Genomic DNA, 14,446 nt, shown 5'->3' with positions numbered 1-14,446 from the left:
CTTTCCGTCTTGCGCAGGACTGTAGAGCAGCAAACTTAACCCCCGCCCCCAGCCCCGGAGACCCTCCCGGAGGGACCGAAAAATTTTTTCAAAAAAGTTGTTGCGCGCCGGACAGACTTCTGTGTATACTAATCCCCGCAGCGCACGCGAGCGGAAACAAACGCGAACGCCTGCCTGGGGAGTTAGCTCAGTTTGGTTAGAGCGCCGGCCTGTCACGTCGGAGGTCGCGGGTTCGAGCCCCGTACTTCCCGCCAACGCAATTAAAGCCACGTCTTCGGACGTGGCTTTTTGCGTTTGATGCACTTTGTTTCGATAGAACGATCGCCCTGAGGCATCTTTGCCCAGAATCCCCGCGCCTTCGGGAACGCAAGTAAAATCCAATAAGCATATCTGTCTAAACAGCAGCTTTGTTGCGCAACACCTGTTCAACGAGACAGGGGGTTAGGTTATACTAAATTGCACTGTAGGCCGCATCTGATGCATTTCGCTCCAAGCGCGGCACTCAGTGGATATCCTATTTATCATTTGGATGTCCTAGCGGTCATTTAGCGTCTCGACACAAGCTCGGCCCCGGAGCTCGTTCGAGCTGTTCGTATTCCTTGAAAGGGGAAAAATGGACATATCGAGGAAGACTGATTACGCCCTTCGTATGCTGGCGATGCTTGCCGAGGATCCGGAGCGTTTGCTTTCTGTTCGCACCGCTGCCGAAGAGGTCAATGTTCCGTATTCGTTTGCCCGCTCGATTCAGCACGGTTTGGTCCAGGCCGGTATTGTGGAGAGCCTGCGTGGCGTCCACGGTGGCATGCGTCTCAAGGTCAGTCCGGACGACGTCACCATTCGTCAGGTCGTCGAGGCCGTTCAGGGCCCTATGGTTATGAATGATTGCACCGCACCCGATGGCGACTGTGCGCGCATGGGCACGTGCTGCTATCATCCCCTGTGGGCCGGAGCTCAAGCATTGATGCGCGACTACCTCGATTCCGTTTCGCTCGGCGACATCGTCGCTCACCGCCAGTTCCCGGCCGTCGATCCCAAGTTCGCCGACCGCGAAGCGTTTCCCGAGTACGCCACCTGTGCGTATACATGCCGGGAGGAATAGCGCCGCATAAGGAGCATAGATATGATTCAGGACCCCTTTCGTTCGATGATTCGTTCGGAAGGGGTCCTGCGTTATCGCGACCTTCCGTGGCGCCGCACGCGCGATCCGTACATCATTTGGCTTTCCGAGGTCATGTTGCAGCAAACACAGGTGCCACGCGTGGAGACGCGTATGCCGGCGTGGCTCGATCGCTTTCCGACCGTGCAGGCGCTTGCCCAAGCCGCGCCTTCCGATGTTTTGGACGCTTGGCAGGGCATGGGCTACAACCGACGCGCTCTGGCGCTCCACAAGGCCGCTCAGCGCGTTGTGGAGGACTGGGACGGGGAGTTTCCGCACGAGACGCGTGACTTGGTCGCTCTGCCTGGTATTGGCCCGGCAACGGCGCAAGGTATCCGGTCGTTTGCGTTTGACCTTCCAGGCGTGTATCTGGAGACCAACGTGCGCACGGTCTTTCTGCATCACTTCTTTCCCGATGTACCGGCTGTTCCCGACCGCGAGCTGGTGCCGCTGATTCAGGCGGCCTGTCCGGCGGCCCCCGGTGCGGCGACCGACGAGATCGCTCCCTTTGCCGTGCCGCTCGATGATGCCGACACGCCGCGCGCGTGGTATTACGCGTTGCTGGATTACGGCGCATATCTAAAAAAGACGTTGCCCAATCCGTCCAGGCGCTCGGCGGGCTATAGCCGTCAATCAAAGCCTGAGGGCTCACGTCGCCAAAAGCGCGCGCATATCGTGCGCATGTTGCTGGCAGCGCGCGATGGCCAACCGGCGGGGATTACGCTTGCTGATGCCGTGGTGGGCGTTAACGATATGGAAGCGGCGGCTGGGCGCGGGCCGGTCGAGCGCGAGCTTGTCGCGGGCATTCTGGCCGACCTGGAGCGTGAGGGCTTTTGCCGAGCCGAGGGCGATCGCTGGCTGAGCATCTAGCCCGTGCAAATCTGAAGAACAGGATTGTAAGGTTTAGATTTCCGACATGAGGGCATCCTAAAGACGAGGCCGCTCGAAGCCTACGGGCGGCATGCGTTGAAGGGAAGTACACCTATGGATTTTGAGAATTCTCAAACCAAGAAGAACCTCGAGACCGCTTTTGCCGGTGAGTCCCAGGCACACACCAAGTATCGCTACTATGCTTCCAAGGCCAAGAAGGACGGCTACGTTCAGATCTCGAACATCTTTGCCGAGACGGCTGGCAACGAGTCCGAGCACGCCAAACTGTGGTTTAAGTATCTGCACGATGGCGCCGTCCCCGATACCCTGGACAATCTGCGCGATGCCGCCGCGGGTGAGAACTACGAGTGGACCACGATGTACGACGAGTTTGCCAAGACCGCCGAGGAAGAGGGCTTTGCCGAGATTGCCGCAAAGTTCCGTGGTGTCGCCGCCGTCGAGAAGGCCCACGAGGAGCGCTACAACAAGCTCGTCGAGCGCATCGAGTCGGGCGAGGTGTTTGAGCGTGAGGGCGTAAAGGTGTGGAAGTGCCTGAACTGCGGGCACCTGCATGTGGGTGCCGAGGCGCCTGAGGTGTGCCCGGTGTGTAACCACCCCAAGGCGTACTTTGAGGAGCAGGTGGTGAACTACTAGCGCTTGGCGCTGGCTGCTGCGGGGCGCAGGGCGGGAGGCCGGATCGCCTTCCCTCCCCGCTCACGGCTCCGCAGGGTCGCGTTGAGGGAAGGCGATCCGGCCTCCCGCCCTGCGCCCCGGCTTCGGGTCGTTGCGTGCTCGCTACGGAAGAGCTGATAATTAAGTTTTTGTGCCGCCCCGTTTTGGGGCGGCACGTTTTGTGTGGGGGCCAGTTGGAGCTGCACCATCGCTTAGGGGTAAACTGGGTAGTGTTTTTGTTTATTTACTGCCTGATGTGGGGTGCTTTATGGGTAAGAAGTCTCGGGCTCGGATGGCTGCTGCTGGGACTCGTCGTGATCCTAATCGCGTGGTTAATGAGGACGGTAAGGTTGCCCGTGCCGATAAGGAGAAAAAGGTTGGGGCGCATGCTCATCCTGAGTGGGCGCCTCATTTGAATTCGGCTAGTGAGGATTTGACTGCCAAGTTGTTTACTCTGGTCGAGGTAATTTTGGGCGTGGTGCCCGTGGTGGTCATTGGCCTGTTTCTGGCCTCTAAGGATGCCACGAGCGTGGATAAGCTCACCGATGTCTTTTCTCAGGACCCCTCGATGGTGGTCACGTTTATTTCTGCGTGTTTACAGCCGTTTGTAGCGTACATGCTGTATATGGTCTACCGCAAATACTGCGAGGGCGACGCTGGTTTTGTCGCCGGCAACCTGATCGGTCTTTTGTGTTCCGAGATCCTACTGCTCAATATCCCGGGCGTCATCGGTATGGGCATCTTGCTGTGGCGTGTTTGGCGCAACGTCGCTCCGCACTTTGAGAGCTGGTTGTTTGAGCGCCGTGCAATGGGCGTGCTGGTTGATATCGCGGGTTCGCTCGTGATCCTAGTCCTGGCGTTTATGTGTGCCACCGCAGCTCGAGGTCTCGCGGGCATGTAATCTGCTTTCACCGACTGCGGAGCGCGGGGCAACTGCTGGGTTTACCGCTCCGGGCGTCAGACCCGCGGCGCATCCCTTTCCCTCTCGCTCACGGCTTCGCAGGGTCGCGCGAGGCAAAGGCATACGCCGCGGGTCTGACAGCGCGGGCTTGCCAACGAGTTTTGGCTAATAGATTGGTTTGTGTGCCGCCCCTTTTGGGGCGGCACGTTTTTGTGTGGGGTCCCTGTCTTCACAATTTTCGTCAAGCTTTTGGTTAGATTTTGGTCAGTTGGCGTAAGGGTGGAAGGCCAAAAGATTGCTGGCGAAAAAAGCTCAGAGAAAGTGCTGGTAGAGGAGTTGTTGAGCTTTTCGACAGCTTTTGAGCAAAAGAAACTTTGTGGCTATTGCCGGCGATTGCGTTGTCGCGGTCATGGCGGTGCGGGATGCTGGTCGTAAGCGTCGAATGCTCCGATTTTGGAGGCCAGCATGGATCTGTTTCTTGAGACTCCGCAGCAACAAGCTGAGCGCATGCTGCGTCAGCAGCAACGGCTCATGGAGATGCAAATGCAAGGGGCGGCAGCCCAGCCCTTTGCGCAAAATGTCGTGCCCGCTGCTGTACCTGCAGCTGTGCCCTGGTGTGAATCGGCGCCAGAGGCCTATTCCGTACAGCAGGATTCATATGCGCAGGAGCTCGCGTTCGATAAACGTCGTGCGCGTCACCGTCGCTGGGCCCAGCGCCTGCGTACGCTGGCGATGATCGTGCTGATTCCGCTGGGGCTCGCGACAATCTTCTTGGCCTCATATGCCCTCACGTGCATCCTCAACGGCGCCTCGCCCAATGAGGTACTTCAGCACTTGGCAGCTCTTGGTCAGCGCTTGGGGGATGTCGCAGCAACCATCCGCGCCAGCTGGGAGAGCTAGCGGACCAGCACCCATAGCGCAAAGGTAACTTGTCTGCGCTCGATTGGACATGAGCTGCGTTTGACAGGGTAAGATTGATCGCGGTTTTGATTGGTGCTCGATTGGGTTTGTTGGGCGGAGTTTATGTCTGCTATTGATATTGTGCTTGTTGTGATCGCCTTGGTGGCGGTGGGGGTTGCTGTGGCTTGCGCCCTCCAGCTCAAGAGCCTGCGTGCCGAGTTGCGGGAGCGTGGCGACAGTAGCGCGGAAACGCTGGCAGCGCTCGAGCAGGCCAACAGCACGCTCGACACCCTGAACGTCGCGTTGGCCGAAACCCGCCGCACGGCCAATGCCATCGCGCAGCAGCAGACGACCGACGCCGCCGTAGAGCAGCAGCGCTACCTGACCATTGCGCGCGAGTTCTCGCAGGCGGGTGACCGTATGGATGACCTGCGCCGCGAGACGGCCCAACAGCTTGGCGCCAACCGCGAAGGCATCGAGCACCGCCTGGACAAGGTGCGCGAGACGGTCGATGCCCAGTTGGGCGCCATCCGCAAAGACAACAACGTGCAGCTCGATCAGATGCGTGCGACGGTGGACGAGAAGCTCTCCCGTACGCTCAACGATCGCCTGTCGGCATCGTTTAAGCAGGTGAGCGACCAGCTCGAGGCCGTGTACAAGGGCCTGGGCGACATGCAGTCTATCGCCACCGGCGTGGGCGACCTTAAGCGCGTGCTGGGCAACGTCAAAGCGCGTGGCATTTTGGGCGAGGTGCAGCTGGGCGCGATCCTGGCGGACATCCTCACGCCCGACCAGTATCTGGAAAACGTCGCCACCAAGCCCGGCGCCTCGGAACGCGTTGAGTTTGCCGTCAAGCTGCCGGTGGACGAGGACGACCCCGTGCTGTTGCCGATTGACTCCAAGTTTCCGGGCGACGCGTACGAGCACCTGCTCGACGCGCAGGAGTCGGGCGACGCGGAGGCCGTTGCCGCTGCGCGCAAGGCGCTCGATATGATGGTGAAGCGCGAGGCAAAGGACATCTGCGAAAAGTATCTGAGCGTGCCCGCGACCACCAACTTTGGCATCCTGTTCGTTCCGTTTGAGGGCCTGTACGCCGAAGTCGTCACGCGCCCTGGGCTTATCGAGACCCTGGGCCGCGACTATCATGTCAACGTTGCCGGCCCCAGCACCATGGCGGCCATCCTCAACAGCCTGCAGATGAGCTACCAGACGTTTAAGCTGCAAAAGCGCACCGACGATGTACTGCGCGTGCTCTCCGCCGTCAAGGCCGAGCTGCCGCGCTATCAAAAGGCGCTGCGCCGCGCCCAGCAGCAGATCGAGACCGCGGGCAAAACGGTCGAGGGCATCATCACCACGCGCACCAATGTTATGGAGCGCAAGCTTAAGGATATCGACGCGCTGGAAGACGCGCGGGAGGCCGACGAGATTTTGGGCTTGGAGTCCGCAGGGTTACTTGCGGGCCAGGAAGACGAGGACTAGCCGCAACGGACGGCGGCGCGCCGGCGTAAACGCGGGGCGCGGGCGCTTTTCGCATTGCACTTGCCTAAAGCGCACTTTAATGTGCAACAATGGCCTTTCGCCCTATCAGACGCGAAAGGAAGCCCATGTCTCAGAGAAGCACCAGCCCGCTCAAACGCTCAACCGTGCGCCGCACGCTGCAGCGTTTTTGGGATGTCACGCGCACGCAGCCGCTGATCGTCTTTCTCTCGGTGTTCTCGTCGGCGGGCTACATCTTTTTGCTCACGTTTGCCAACACCTATGTGATGGCCCTCATCGTCGACCGCGTCCAGGCCGGCCCCGTGGCAGCCGACCAGGTGTTTGAGGTCTTTGGTCCTTACATTCTGGCGCTCGTGCTCGTTAATCTGGTAGGCCAGATCCTCTCCAAGCTGCAGGACTACACCGTCTACAAGCTCGAGATCGCGGGCAACTATCACCTGGCACGCCTGTGCTTTGACACACTTTCCAATCAATCCATGACATTTCACACCAGCCGCTTTGGCGGGTCGCTCGTCAGCCAGACGAGCCGTTTTATGAGCGGCTATACGGGCTTGGTCGACGTGACGGTGTATTCGCTCATCCCCACCATCACCTCGGTCATCTGCACCGTGGCCGCACTCGCTCCGGTGGTGCCCACATTTACCGTGATCCTGGTGGGCATCATGGTCGTCTACATTGCGTTTGTCTGGCTTATGTACAAGCGCATCATGCCACTTTCGGCCGCGACGTCCGCCGCGCAGAATAAGCTCTCGGGTGTGCTGTCCGACGCGGTCACGAACATCTTGGCCGTCAAGACCTGCGGGCGAGAGGACTTTGAACGCGATCTGTTCGACACCGCCGATCGTGCCGCGCGCGACGCTGAGACGGTCTCGATGCACGCCATGATGCAGCGCAACTTTACGACCTCGGGCCTTATCGTCATCACCATGGCCGTGGTGAGTGTGTTCGTGGCGGGCGGCAACGCGTGGTTTGGCATCTCGGCCGGCTCGCTCGTCATGATCTTTACCTACACGTATAACCTCACCATGCGTCTGAACTACGTGAGCTCCATGATGCAGCGCATCAACCGCGCGCTGGGCGATGCGGCCGAGATGACGCGCGTGCTGGACGAGCCGCGTCTGGTGGCAGACGACGAGAACGCCCCCGAGCTCAAGGTGCGCGAGGGCGCGATTGATTTTGAGCACCTGAGCTTTGCATACCGTGATGCCGCGGCGGGCGAGAGCGTGTTCGACGACCTGACGCTCCATGTGGCGGCGGGCCAGCGCGTGGGCCTGGTGGGCAAATCGGGCTCGGGCAAGACGACGCTCACCAAGCTGTTGCTGCGCCTGGACGACGTGCAGGGCGGCCGCGTGCTCGTGGACGGTCAGGACGTCTCGCGCTGCACGCAGCAGAGCCTGCGCCGCCAGGTTGCCTACGTGCCGCAGGAGGCGCTGCTGTTCCACCGCTCCATTCGCGAGAATATCGCCTACGGCCGCCCCGACGCCACCGACGAACAAATTCGCGAGGCCGCGCGCCTGGCCAATGCCCTGGAGTTCATCGACCGCCTGCCCCGTGGCTTCGACACCATGGTGGGCGAGCGCGGCGTTAAGCTTTCGGGCGGCCAACGCCAGCGCGTGGCCATTGCCCGTGCGATTCTTACCGACGCGCCGATCCTGGTGCTCGACGAGGCGACCTCTGCCCTGGACAGTGAGTCCGAGGCGCTGGTGCAGGAGGCGCTCGAGAACCTGATGCGCGGCCGCACCTCCATTGTGGTGGCGCATCGCCTGTCCACCGTGGCGGCGCTCGACCGCATCGTGGTGCTGGCGGACGGCGAGATTGTCGAGGACGGTACGCATGCTCAGCTCGTCGAGGCGGGCGGCGAATACGCAAGCCTGTGGAGCCGCCAGACCGGCGCATTTTTGGAGGCTTAAGGCCCCTGTACGTGGGACAATCGTTTCCGTGAAGTTATGTTTCTGCCGAGCCGAGGAGTCGTTATGCCACGCGAGACCAATGCCGCCAAACGCGAACGCGCCGTTGAGGTGTGCGAGCGCCTCAACCGCCGCTATGGACCGGTCGAGTGCTTTTTGGACCACGAGAATCCCTTTAGGCTGCTCATCGCGGTACTGCTCTCGGCTCAGACGACCGACGCGCAGGTCAACAAGGTGACGCCCCAACTGTTTGCCCAGTGGCCCACGCCCGAGGCCATGGCGGGGGCAAGTGTGACCGACGTGGCGGACACCATTAAGTCACTCGGCTTTTATAAGAGTAAGGCCAAGCATGCTGTGGAGGCTGCGCAGATGATTGTTGCCGACTACGGCGGCGAGGTGCCGGCCGACATGAAGGAGCTTGTAAAGCTGCCGGGCGTGGGGCGCAAGACGGCGAACATCGTACTCAACGTTGGGTTTGGCATCGTGGAAGGCATCGCGGTGGATACGCACGTCAACCGCATCGCGCACCGCCTGATGCTGAGCCCCAAGACGCATGCCAAGGAGCCGCTCAAGACCGAGCAAGATCTGCTCAAGATTTTGCCACACGAGTATTGGGAGTCGGTCAACCACCAATGGATCACCTTTGGTCGCGAGATTTGCGATGCCCGTAAGCCCAAGTGCGACGAGTGTCCGCTGGCAGATTTGTGCCCCAGCGTGCGTGTGACGGGGTAGGGCGGAACGCATCTTCGTCTGGCGTTTTTTGCGGGGCTGAGCGTACGCTTGAGCTGGAGTCCTCTCCATGCGTTACCATGGCAGGCAACGAATTTGACGAACGACCCGCCGAGCATGCCTCGGCGGGCTTTTGGCGTTGCAATGCCGGAGGAACAGCATGCTCATTCACCGTATAGCCGCGCAGCTCTACACTGCCGAGGCACTGCAGACCGTCGAGGCCGGGCTCGATTCTGGCGAGGACGTGACGCTGGCCGTGTCTCAGTCGGGCCGAACGCTCATGGCGGCCGCCCAGTTTGCGCGTCGTCCGCGCCCCACGGTCTACATCGTGAGTGGTGAGGATGCGGCCGATCGCGCCGCACGCAGTCTGGCCGCCTATGTGGGCCTGGCGCACGTGTGCCGCTTTCCCGAGCGCAAGGACTACCCTTGGCGCGAGCAGGCGCCCGACGATGCCGTGGTGGCCCAGCGCTGCGAGGCGCTCGGGCGCATCGTGCGCGGGGACAACTGCATCATGGTCGCCTCGGCCCGCGCGCTGCTGCGCTGTGTGCCGCCGGTCGAGAGCTGTTACTGGGAGTCGACGACCTTTGCGGTGGGTGAGGAGATTCCTTTTGACGAGGTACCGCAGCGCCTGGTGGGCATGGGCTACACCAATGCCGGCGCCGCCGACGCGCCCGGCCTGTTCCGCGTGCATGGCGACACCGTCGAGGTATTTCCCGCGCAGGAAAAGGCGCCCGTGCGCATTGAGTTTTTCGGCGACGAGATTGACCGCATCCGCCGTATGGTGAGTTCAACGGGTCAGACCATCGGCAACGAGGACAGTATCGAGATCTTCCCGTGCCGCGAGCTGGCACTTACCGACGAGGCGGTCCACAACATGCATGTGGCGCTCTATCGCGCCAGCCAGGACGACAGCAAGTTGGCGGCGCTGCTCGAGATGGTGGATGCGCGCATCGTCACGCCTGAGCTCGACCGCTTTTTGCCGGTGATGTACGGCCAGACCGTGAGCCCGTTGTCGCACGTGAGCGGCAAGGCGCTCGTGGTGCTGTCCGAGCCGCGCTCGCTGTTCGACGATTGCCTGCGCGCCTACGAGGATATCGAGGCGCGTGCCGGCGAGGCGGGGGTCGACCGTCTGGACGGCCTGTACGTGCGTGCCCAGCAACTCGACTTTGGCTCCCAGCAACGCCTGAACTATGTGAGCCTCATCCGTGCCGGCGGTGCGGTGGCGGCTGAGCTCAAGATTGAGCAGCCTGCCATCGCAGGCTCGGACAACCGTTTTATGACGCGCATCCAGGAGGTCGTGGGCAAGCGCTATGCCTGCGTGTTTGCCATCCCCGACCGCGGTGCGCGCGAGTCGATGGAGCTCACCTTTGGCGACGAGGGCGTTACCTTTGAGGAGTCGCTGACGGCCGCCCCCGAAAATGCCGGCGCTATCGGCGACCGCGTGCGCGTGGCAGCAGCGGATTCCGCCGACCGTGCCGCGCGCCAGGAGGCCCATGCTTCCATTCGCGAGCGCCGCGCCGACGCGCTCAACGCTCGCTCGCTCGAGGCGGGTGCCGCCCAGGCTGCCGCCGGTGCTGCCGTGCCCACTATCTCGCGCGGACGCGTGACCTTTGTCGATGCCGCCTTGCCGCAGGGCGTGGTGGTGCCCGATGCCAATTTGGCCGTGTTCTCGATCGCCGACCTTAACGCCCGCATGGATGCCAACCGCGCGCGTAGCCGCCGAAAGGTTGACATTACGCAGATCACCTTCCCGTTTAAGCCGGGCGACTACGTCGTGCATGCCACCCACGGCATCGCGCTCTTTAGCGAGATCGCGCGCCAGGAAGTGGGCGGCAAGGAGCGCGACTACTTTTTGTTGGAATACGCCGACGGCGACAAACTCTATGTGCCGCTGGAGCAGGTCGACCGCATCACGCGCTATGTCGGTCCCGACGGCGACAAGCCGCGCCTGACCAGGCTCAACACCGCCGACTGGACGCGTGCCACCAACAAGGCGCGCAAGAATGCCAAAAAGCTGGCGTTTGACCTGGTCGACCTGTATACGCGCCGCTCTTCGATTACCGGTATCGCCTGTCCGCCCGATACGCCCGAACAGATCGAGATGGAGGAGAGCTTCCCCTACGACGAGACGCGCGACCAGCTGGAGGCTATCGCCGACATAAAGGCCGACATGGAGGCACCCAAGCCCATGGACCGCCTGCTGTGCGGCGACGTGGGTTTCGGCAAGACCGAGGTCGCCCTGCGCGCAGCCTTTAAGTGCGTGGACTCCGGCCGCCAGGTCATGGTGCTCTGCCCCACGACCATTCTGGCCCAACAGCACTACGAGACATTCTTTGAGCGCTTTTCCCCGTTTGGCCTCGAGGTCGAGGTGCTCAGCCGCTTCCGCACCCCGGCGCAGCAAAAGCGCGCGCTCAAGGCGTTTGCCGAGGGCACGATCGATGTGCTGATCGGCACACACCGTCTGCTTTCGGCCGACGTGAACCCAAAGAACCTGGGCCTGGTGATCATCGACGAGGAACAGCGCTTTGGTGTGCAGCACAAGGAGCAGCTCAAGAACCTGCGCGAGCAGATCGACGTGCTCACGCTTTCGGCCACGCCCATCCCGCGAACCATGCAGATGGCCACGAGCGGCGTGCGCGACATGAGCCTGATCACCACGCCGCCGACCGGGCGCCGCCCCGTGATCGTGCACGTGGGAGAGTACGATCCCGACGTGGTGAGCGCGGCGATTCGCCTGGAGGTGGGCCGCGGCGGCCAGGTGTATTACGTGTCCAACCGCGTCAAGACCATCGACGACGCCGTGGCGCGCGTGCACGAGGCCGCGCCCGAGGCGCGCGTGGGCGTGGCGCACGGCAAGATGAGCCCGCGCGAGGTCGAGGACGTGATGATCGAGTTCGCGACCAAGAAGATTGACGTGCTCATCGCCACGACCATCGTGGAGAGCGGTATCGACAACGCGACCGCCAACACGCTCATCATCGAGGACTCGCAGCGCCTGGGCCTGGCACAGCTCTACCAGCTCAAGGGCCGCGTGGGCCGCTCAGCCACGCAGGCATACGCGTACTTTATGTTCCCAGGCGAGCTGCCGCTTACCGAGGAGGCCACGGCACGCCTGACCGCGCTTTCCGAGTTCCAGGACCTGGGCAGCGGCATGCGCATCGCCATGCGCGACCTGGAGATCCGCGGCGCCGGTTCGCTTATGGGTGCCGAACAGCACGGTAACCTGTCGAGCGTGGGCTTCGACCTGTTTACGCAGATGCTGGGACAGGCCGTGGCCGAGGCGCGCGGCGATGACGATGCCGGCGTGGAGGCGGCGAGCGTGGGCATCAACCTGCCGGCCGATTACTTCTTGTCCGAGGAGTACATGCCGGCGGTGGATCAGCGCGTGCTCGTGTACCGCAAACTTGCGGCGGCCGAGGACCTGGAGAGCATCGATGAGGTGCAGGAGGAGACCGAGGCTGCGCATGGTGAGCTGCCGTTGGCGGGACTCAACCTGTTCAACCGCGCGCGCATCCGCATTCGCGGCGAGCGCCTGGGGCTCGAGAGCGTCACGCTCAGCGGTGGGCGCATTACCTTTCTGGGGGTTGACGTTCCCAAGAAGGTAGCCTTTGAGTTCAAGAATCGCTATGGCGCGGTGAACTTCCCCAAGAGCCGCAAGCTGTCGGTGCCCTACAAGGCGGGCGCCGGCGCGGGCAGCGGCCTGGGTCGCGGCCTCGACGCCAACGACGGCGCCGGCCCCGTGGCTGCGGCGCTCATGCTGCTGCAGCAGCTGGGCGCGAGCGACGATGACTAACGGGTCGACGCTGCAAACGCCCCATTTGGGCAATCTGGTTCCATCGAAAGGAAAGCATGTTCGGATACATCTATAAGAAAGACGCCGCTGCTATCGCGGTTATCCTTGCCCTCTGCCTGGGCGTGGGCAGTTTCTTCGATTATCAGATTTCGAGCGCGCTGTTCAACATCGGCAGCATGTACGGTCGCTTTGTCGAGGCGGCCGGCGAGCTGCCGTTCGAGCTGACGGCGAGCATCGCGGGCGTTATGCTCGTGCGCTCGGCACGCCCCGATTCCAGGGGGAGCAAATGGCTCGCTGCGCTGGGCGTTTTGATCAACGTGGGTCTGGTCGGCTACGAGATTATCGGATCGCTGCGCGTCGGCGGCAAGCTCATCGCGTTTCAGCTGGTGCTGACGTTTGTGCTGGTCATTGCGGTTAACGTTATTGCCTATCGCCTTACGCGCGACACCGCGCCCGATGAGCTCACGCGCTGGGCGTTGATGGTACTTGCCGTGTGGGTCGCTCAGGCCATTATCCTCAACGTGATCGTCAAGCCGCTGTGGTCGCGCCCGCGCATGCGCGTGATCGAGGTCACGCCGGGGCTCAATTTTCAGCCGTGGTGGGTGATCGGTAACCCCGACAAGTGGGCCTTTATTGCCGCCGGCGTGATCAAGGACGGCTTCAAGTCGTTTGCAAGCGGGCACACCGCGCACGCGGCGATCGGCCTTATGCTCGCCGGGCTTCCCGCGGCGACCTTTAAGGAAAAGCCGTCGCGCCGCCGCGTGGTCTTTTGGGTCGCCGCTGTGGTCGCGGCGCTTGTCGCCTTTGGCCGTATCGTGATCGGAGCGCATTTTTTGAGTGACGTGAGCTGCGGCTTTGCCCTGGTGCTGGCGCTCGAGTGTCTTGCCGCGCGCATTGCTTATCCGGGCGGCGTACAATAGCCCCATCTGAATCATCTGGCCGATACCCGGTAAGAGAGGATTGCCATGCTCGCGTTTAACAACGATTATTCTCACGGCGCACATCCGGCAGTGCTGCAAGCGCTCGTCGACACCAATATGGAGCCGCAGCCCGGCTACGGTACCGATGCACACACCGAGCGTGCCAAGCACCTTATTCGCGAGGCCTGTCAGGCCCCCGATGCCGACGTGTTTTTTCTGGTGGGCGGCACGCAGGCCAACGCGACGGTGATCGACATGCTGCTTGCGCCCTACGAGGGCGTCGTTGCTGCTGAGACTGGTCACGTCGCCTGCCACGAGGCTGGTGCCATCGAGTTTGGCGGCCACAAGGTGCTCACCATCCCCGGCTACGAGGGCAAGATGCACGCCGAGGACCTCGAGAACTATATCCAGGTGTTCTACGAAAACGAGAGCTACGAGCACACGGTGTTCCCGGGCGCCGTGTACGTGAGCCTATCGACCGAGTACGGCACGCTGTACTCCAAGGCCGAGCTCGCGGCAATTCATGCGGTGTGCCAGAAGCGCGAGATTCCGCTGTTTGTGGACGGTGCCCGCCTGGCCTATGCGCTGGCAGCCGACGAGTGCGACATCACCCTGCCCGAGCTGGCACAGCTGTGCGACGTGTTCTACATCGGCGGCACCAAGTGCGGCGCTCTGTGCGGCGAGGCCGTGGTGTTTTGCGGCATGCACGCTCCGGCGCATCCCATTCCGCGCATTAAGCAGCACGGTGCGTTGCTGGCCAAGGGCCGCCTGACGGGCGTGCAGTTTGAGGCGCTCTTTACCGATGGCCTGTATTTTGAGATTGGTCGCCAGGCGATCGAAACCGCGCAGGCGCTTCGTCGCGTGCTGCACGAGCGCGGCTACCAGTTCTTCTTGGAGACGCCCACAAACCAGCAGTTTGTGATTCTGCCCAACGAGGACATGGCGCGCATTCGCGAGCATGCCGCGATCGAGTATTGGGAAAAGTACGACGAGACCCACACCGTGGTGCGCTTTTGCACCAGCTGGGCCACGACGCAGGAGGACATCGACGCGCTGGCGGCTGTCCTGTAGCTTGATGTAATGACGAGGGGCCGCCCTACG

At 62.1% G+C, this 14,446-nt stretch carries 11 protein-coding genes and 1 tRNA gene; all 12 read left to right on the top strand.

The features are described 5' to 3' along the window. Positions 1-176 precede the first annotated feature (176 nt). The 12 genes from DXC18_RS09645 to DXC18_RS09585 all read left to right on the top strand — a co-directional run bounded on the left by DXC18_RS09645 (position 177) and on the right by DXC18_RS09585 (position 14,416). A tRNA-Asp gene (locus DXC18_RS09645) sits at positions 177-254 on the top strand. Between the two features lie 359 nt (positions 255-613). Then, positions 614-1,099 carry an Rrf2 family transcriptional regulator gene (locus DXC18_RS09640; protein ID WP_117564951.1) on the top strand — a complete coding sequence of 162 codons (486 nt, stop codon included), beginning with the start codon at positions 614-616 and terminating at the stop codon, positions 1,097-1,099. A 21-nt stretch (positions 1,100-1,120) separates the two neighbouring features. After that, on the top strand, positions 1,121-2,026 hold the full coding sequence (locus tag DXC18_RS09635; RefSeq protein WP_117716992.1) for an adenine glycosylase: 906 nt from the start codon (positions 1,121-1,123) through the stop codon (positions 2,024-2,026). A 114-nt stretch (positions 2,027-2,140) separates the two neighbouring features. Further along, complete coding sequence (rbr, locus tag DXC18_RS09630) at positions 2,141-2,680, top strand: rubrerythrin (protein ID WP_055252097.1); 540 nt, start codon at positions 2,141-2,143, stop codon at positions 2,678-2,680. A 430-nt stretch (positions 2,681-3,110) separates the two neighbouring features. Continuing rightward, positions 3,111-3,599, top strand: coding sequence for a hypothetical protein (locus tag DXC18_RS09620; RefSeq protein ID WP_158552064.1), 489 nt, complete (start codon positions 3,111-3,113; stop codon positions 3,597-3,599). A gap of 465 nt (positions 3,600-4,064) precedes the next feature. Beyond that, entirely contained in the window at positions 4,065-4,499 is a 435-nt protein-coding gene (locus DXC18_RS09615) for a hypothetical protein (protein ID WP_117716989.1), read from the top strand. A gap of 123 nt (positions 4,500-4,622) precedes the next feature. Then, positions 4,623-5,978, top strand: a complete 1,356-nt coding sequence (locus DXC18_RS09610) for a DNA recombination protein RmuC (protein WP_117716988.1) — start codon at positions 4,623-4,625, stop codon at positions 5,976-5,978. Between the two features lie 125 nt (positions 5,979-6,103). Continuing rightward, entirely contained in the window at positions 6,104-7,906 is a 1,803-nt protein-coding gene (locus DXC18_RS09605; protein WP_117716987.1) for an ABC transporter ATP-binding protein, read from the top strand. A gap of 63 nt (positions 7,907-7,969) precedes the next feature. Next, a complete protein-coding gene (gene nth, locus DXC18_RS09600; RefSeq protein ID WP_089573232.1) occupies positions 7,970-8,635 on the top strand; it encodes an endonuclease III in 666 nt (221 codons plus the stop codon). Between the two features lie 157 nt (positions 8,636-8,792). Further along, positions 8,793-12,425, top strand: a complete 3,633-nt coding sequence (gene mfd, locus DXC18_RS09595; RefSeq protein ID WP_117716986.1) for a transcription-repair coupling factor — start codon at positions 8,793-8,795, stop codon at positions 12,423-12,425. 56 nt (positions 12,426-12,481) lie between these two features. Next, on the top strand, positions 12,482-13,345 hold the full coding sequence (locus DXC18_RS09590; RefSeq protein ID WP_117716985.1) for a phosphatase PAP2 family protein: 864 nt from the start codon (positions 12,482-12,484) through the stop codon (positions 13,343-13,345). Positions 13,346-13,390: 45 nt separating this feature from the next. Continuing rightward, positions 13,391-14,416 carry a low specificity L-threonine aldolase gene (locus tag DXC18_RS09585; protein ID WP_117716984.1) on the top strand — a complete coding sequence of 342 codons (1,026 nt, stop codon included), beginning with the start codon at positions 13,391-13,393 and terminating at the stop codon, positions 14,414-14,416. The last annotated feature ends 30 nt before the right edge of the window (positions 14,417-14,446 follow it).

Origin of the sequence: Collinsella sp. OM08-14AT, from assembly GCF_003438115.1 — a bacterium.
Lineage (GTDB): Bacteria > Actinomycetota > Coriobacteriia > Coriobacteriales > Coriobacteriaceae > Collinsella.
The sequence above is the reverse complement of the archived record's forward strand: the minus strand, read 5'-3'. Positions and strand labels throughout refer to the sequence as shown.

What these genes read in the sequence shown, in the direction of transcription:
- DXC18_RS09640 (WP_117564951.1), top strand. Translation starts at nt 614, where the DNA reads ATGGACATATCGAGGAAGACTGATTACGCCCTTCGTATGCTGGCGATG.
- DXC18_RS09635 (WP_117716992.1), top strand. Translation starts at nt 1,121, where the DNA reads ATGATTCAGGACCCCTTTCGTTCGATGATTCGTTCGGAAGGGGTCCTG.
- rbr (WP_055252097.1), top strand. Translation starts at nt 2,141, where the DNA reads ATGGATTTTGAGAATTCTCAAACCAAGAAGAACCTCGAGACCGCTTTT.
- DXC18_RS09615 (WP_117716989.1), top strand. Translation starts at nt 4,065, where the DNA reads ATGGATCTGTTTCTTGAGACTCCGCAGCAACAAGCTGAGCGCATGCTG.
- DXC18_RS09610 (WP_117716988.1), top strand. Translation starts at nt 4,623, where the DNA reads ATGTCTGCTATTGATATTGTGCTTGTTGTGATCGCCTTGGTGGCGGTG.
- DXC18_RS09605 (WP_117716987.1), top strand. Translation starts at nt 6,104, where the DNA reads ATGTCTCAGAGAAGCACCAGCCCGCTCAAACGCTCAACCGTGCGCCGC.
- nth (WP_089573232.1), top strand. Translation starts at nt 7,970, where the DNA reads ATGCCACGCGAGACCAATGCCGCCAAACGCGAACGCGCCGTTGAGGTG.
- mfd (WP_117716986.1), top strand. Translation starts at nt 8,793, where the DNA reads ATGCTCATTCACCGTATAGCCGCGCAGCTCTACACTGCCGAGGCACTG.
- DXC18_RS09590 (WP_117716985.1), top strand. Translation starts at nt 12,482, where the DNA reads ATGTTCGGATACATCTATAAGAAAGACGCCGCTGCTATCGCGGTTATC.
- DXC18_RS09585 (WP_117716984.1), top strand. Translation starts at nt 13,391, where the DNA reads ATGCTCGCGTTTAACAACGATTATTCTCACGGCGCACATCCGGCAGTG.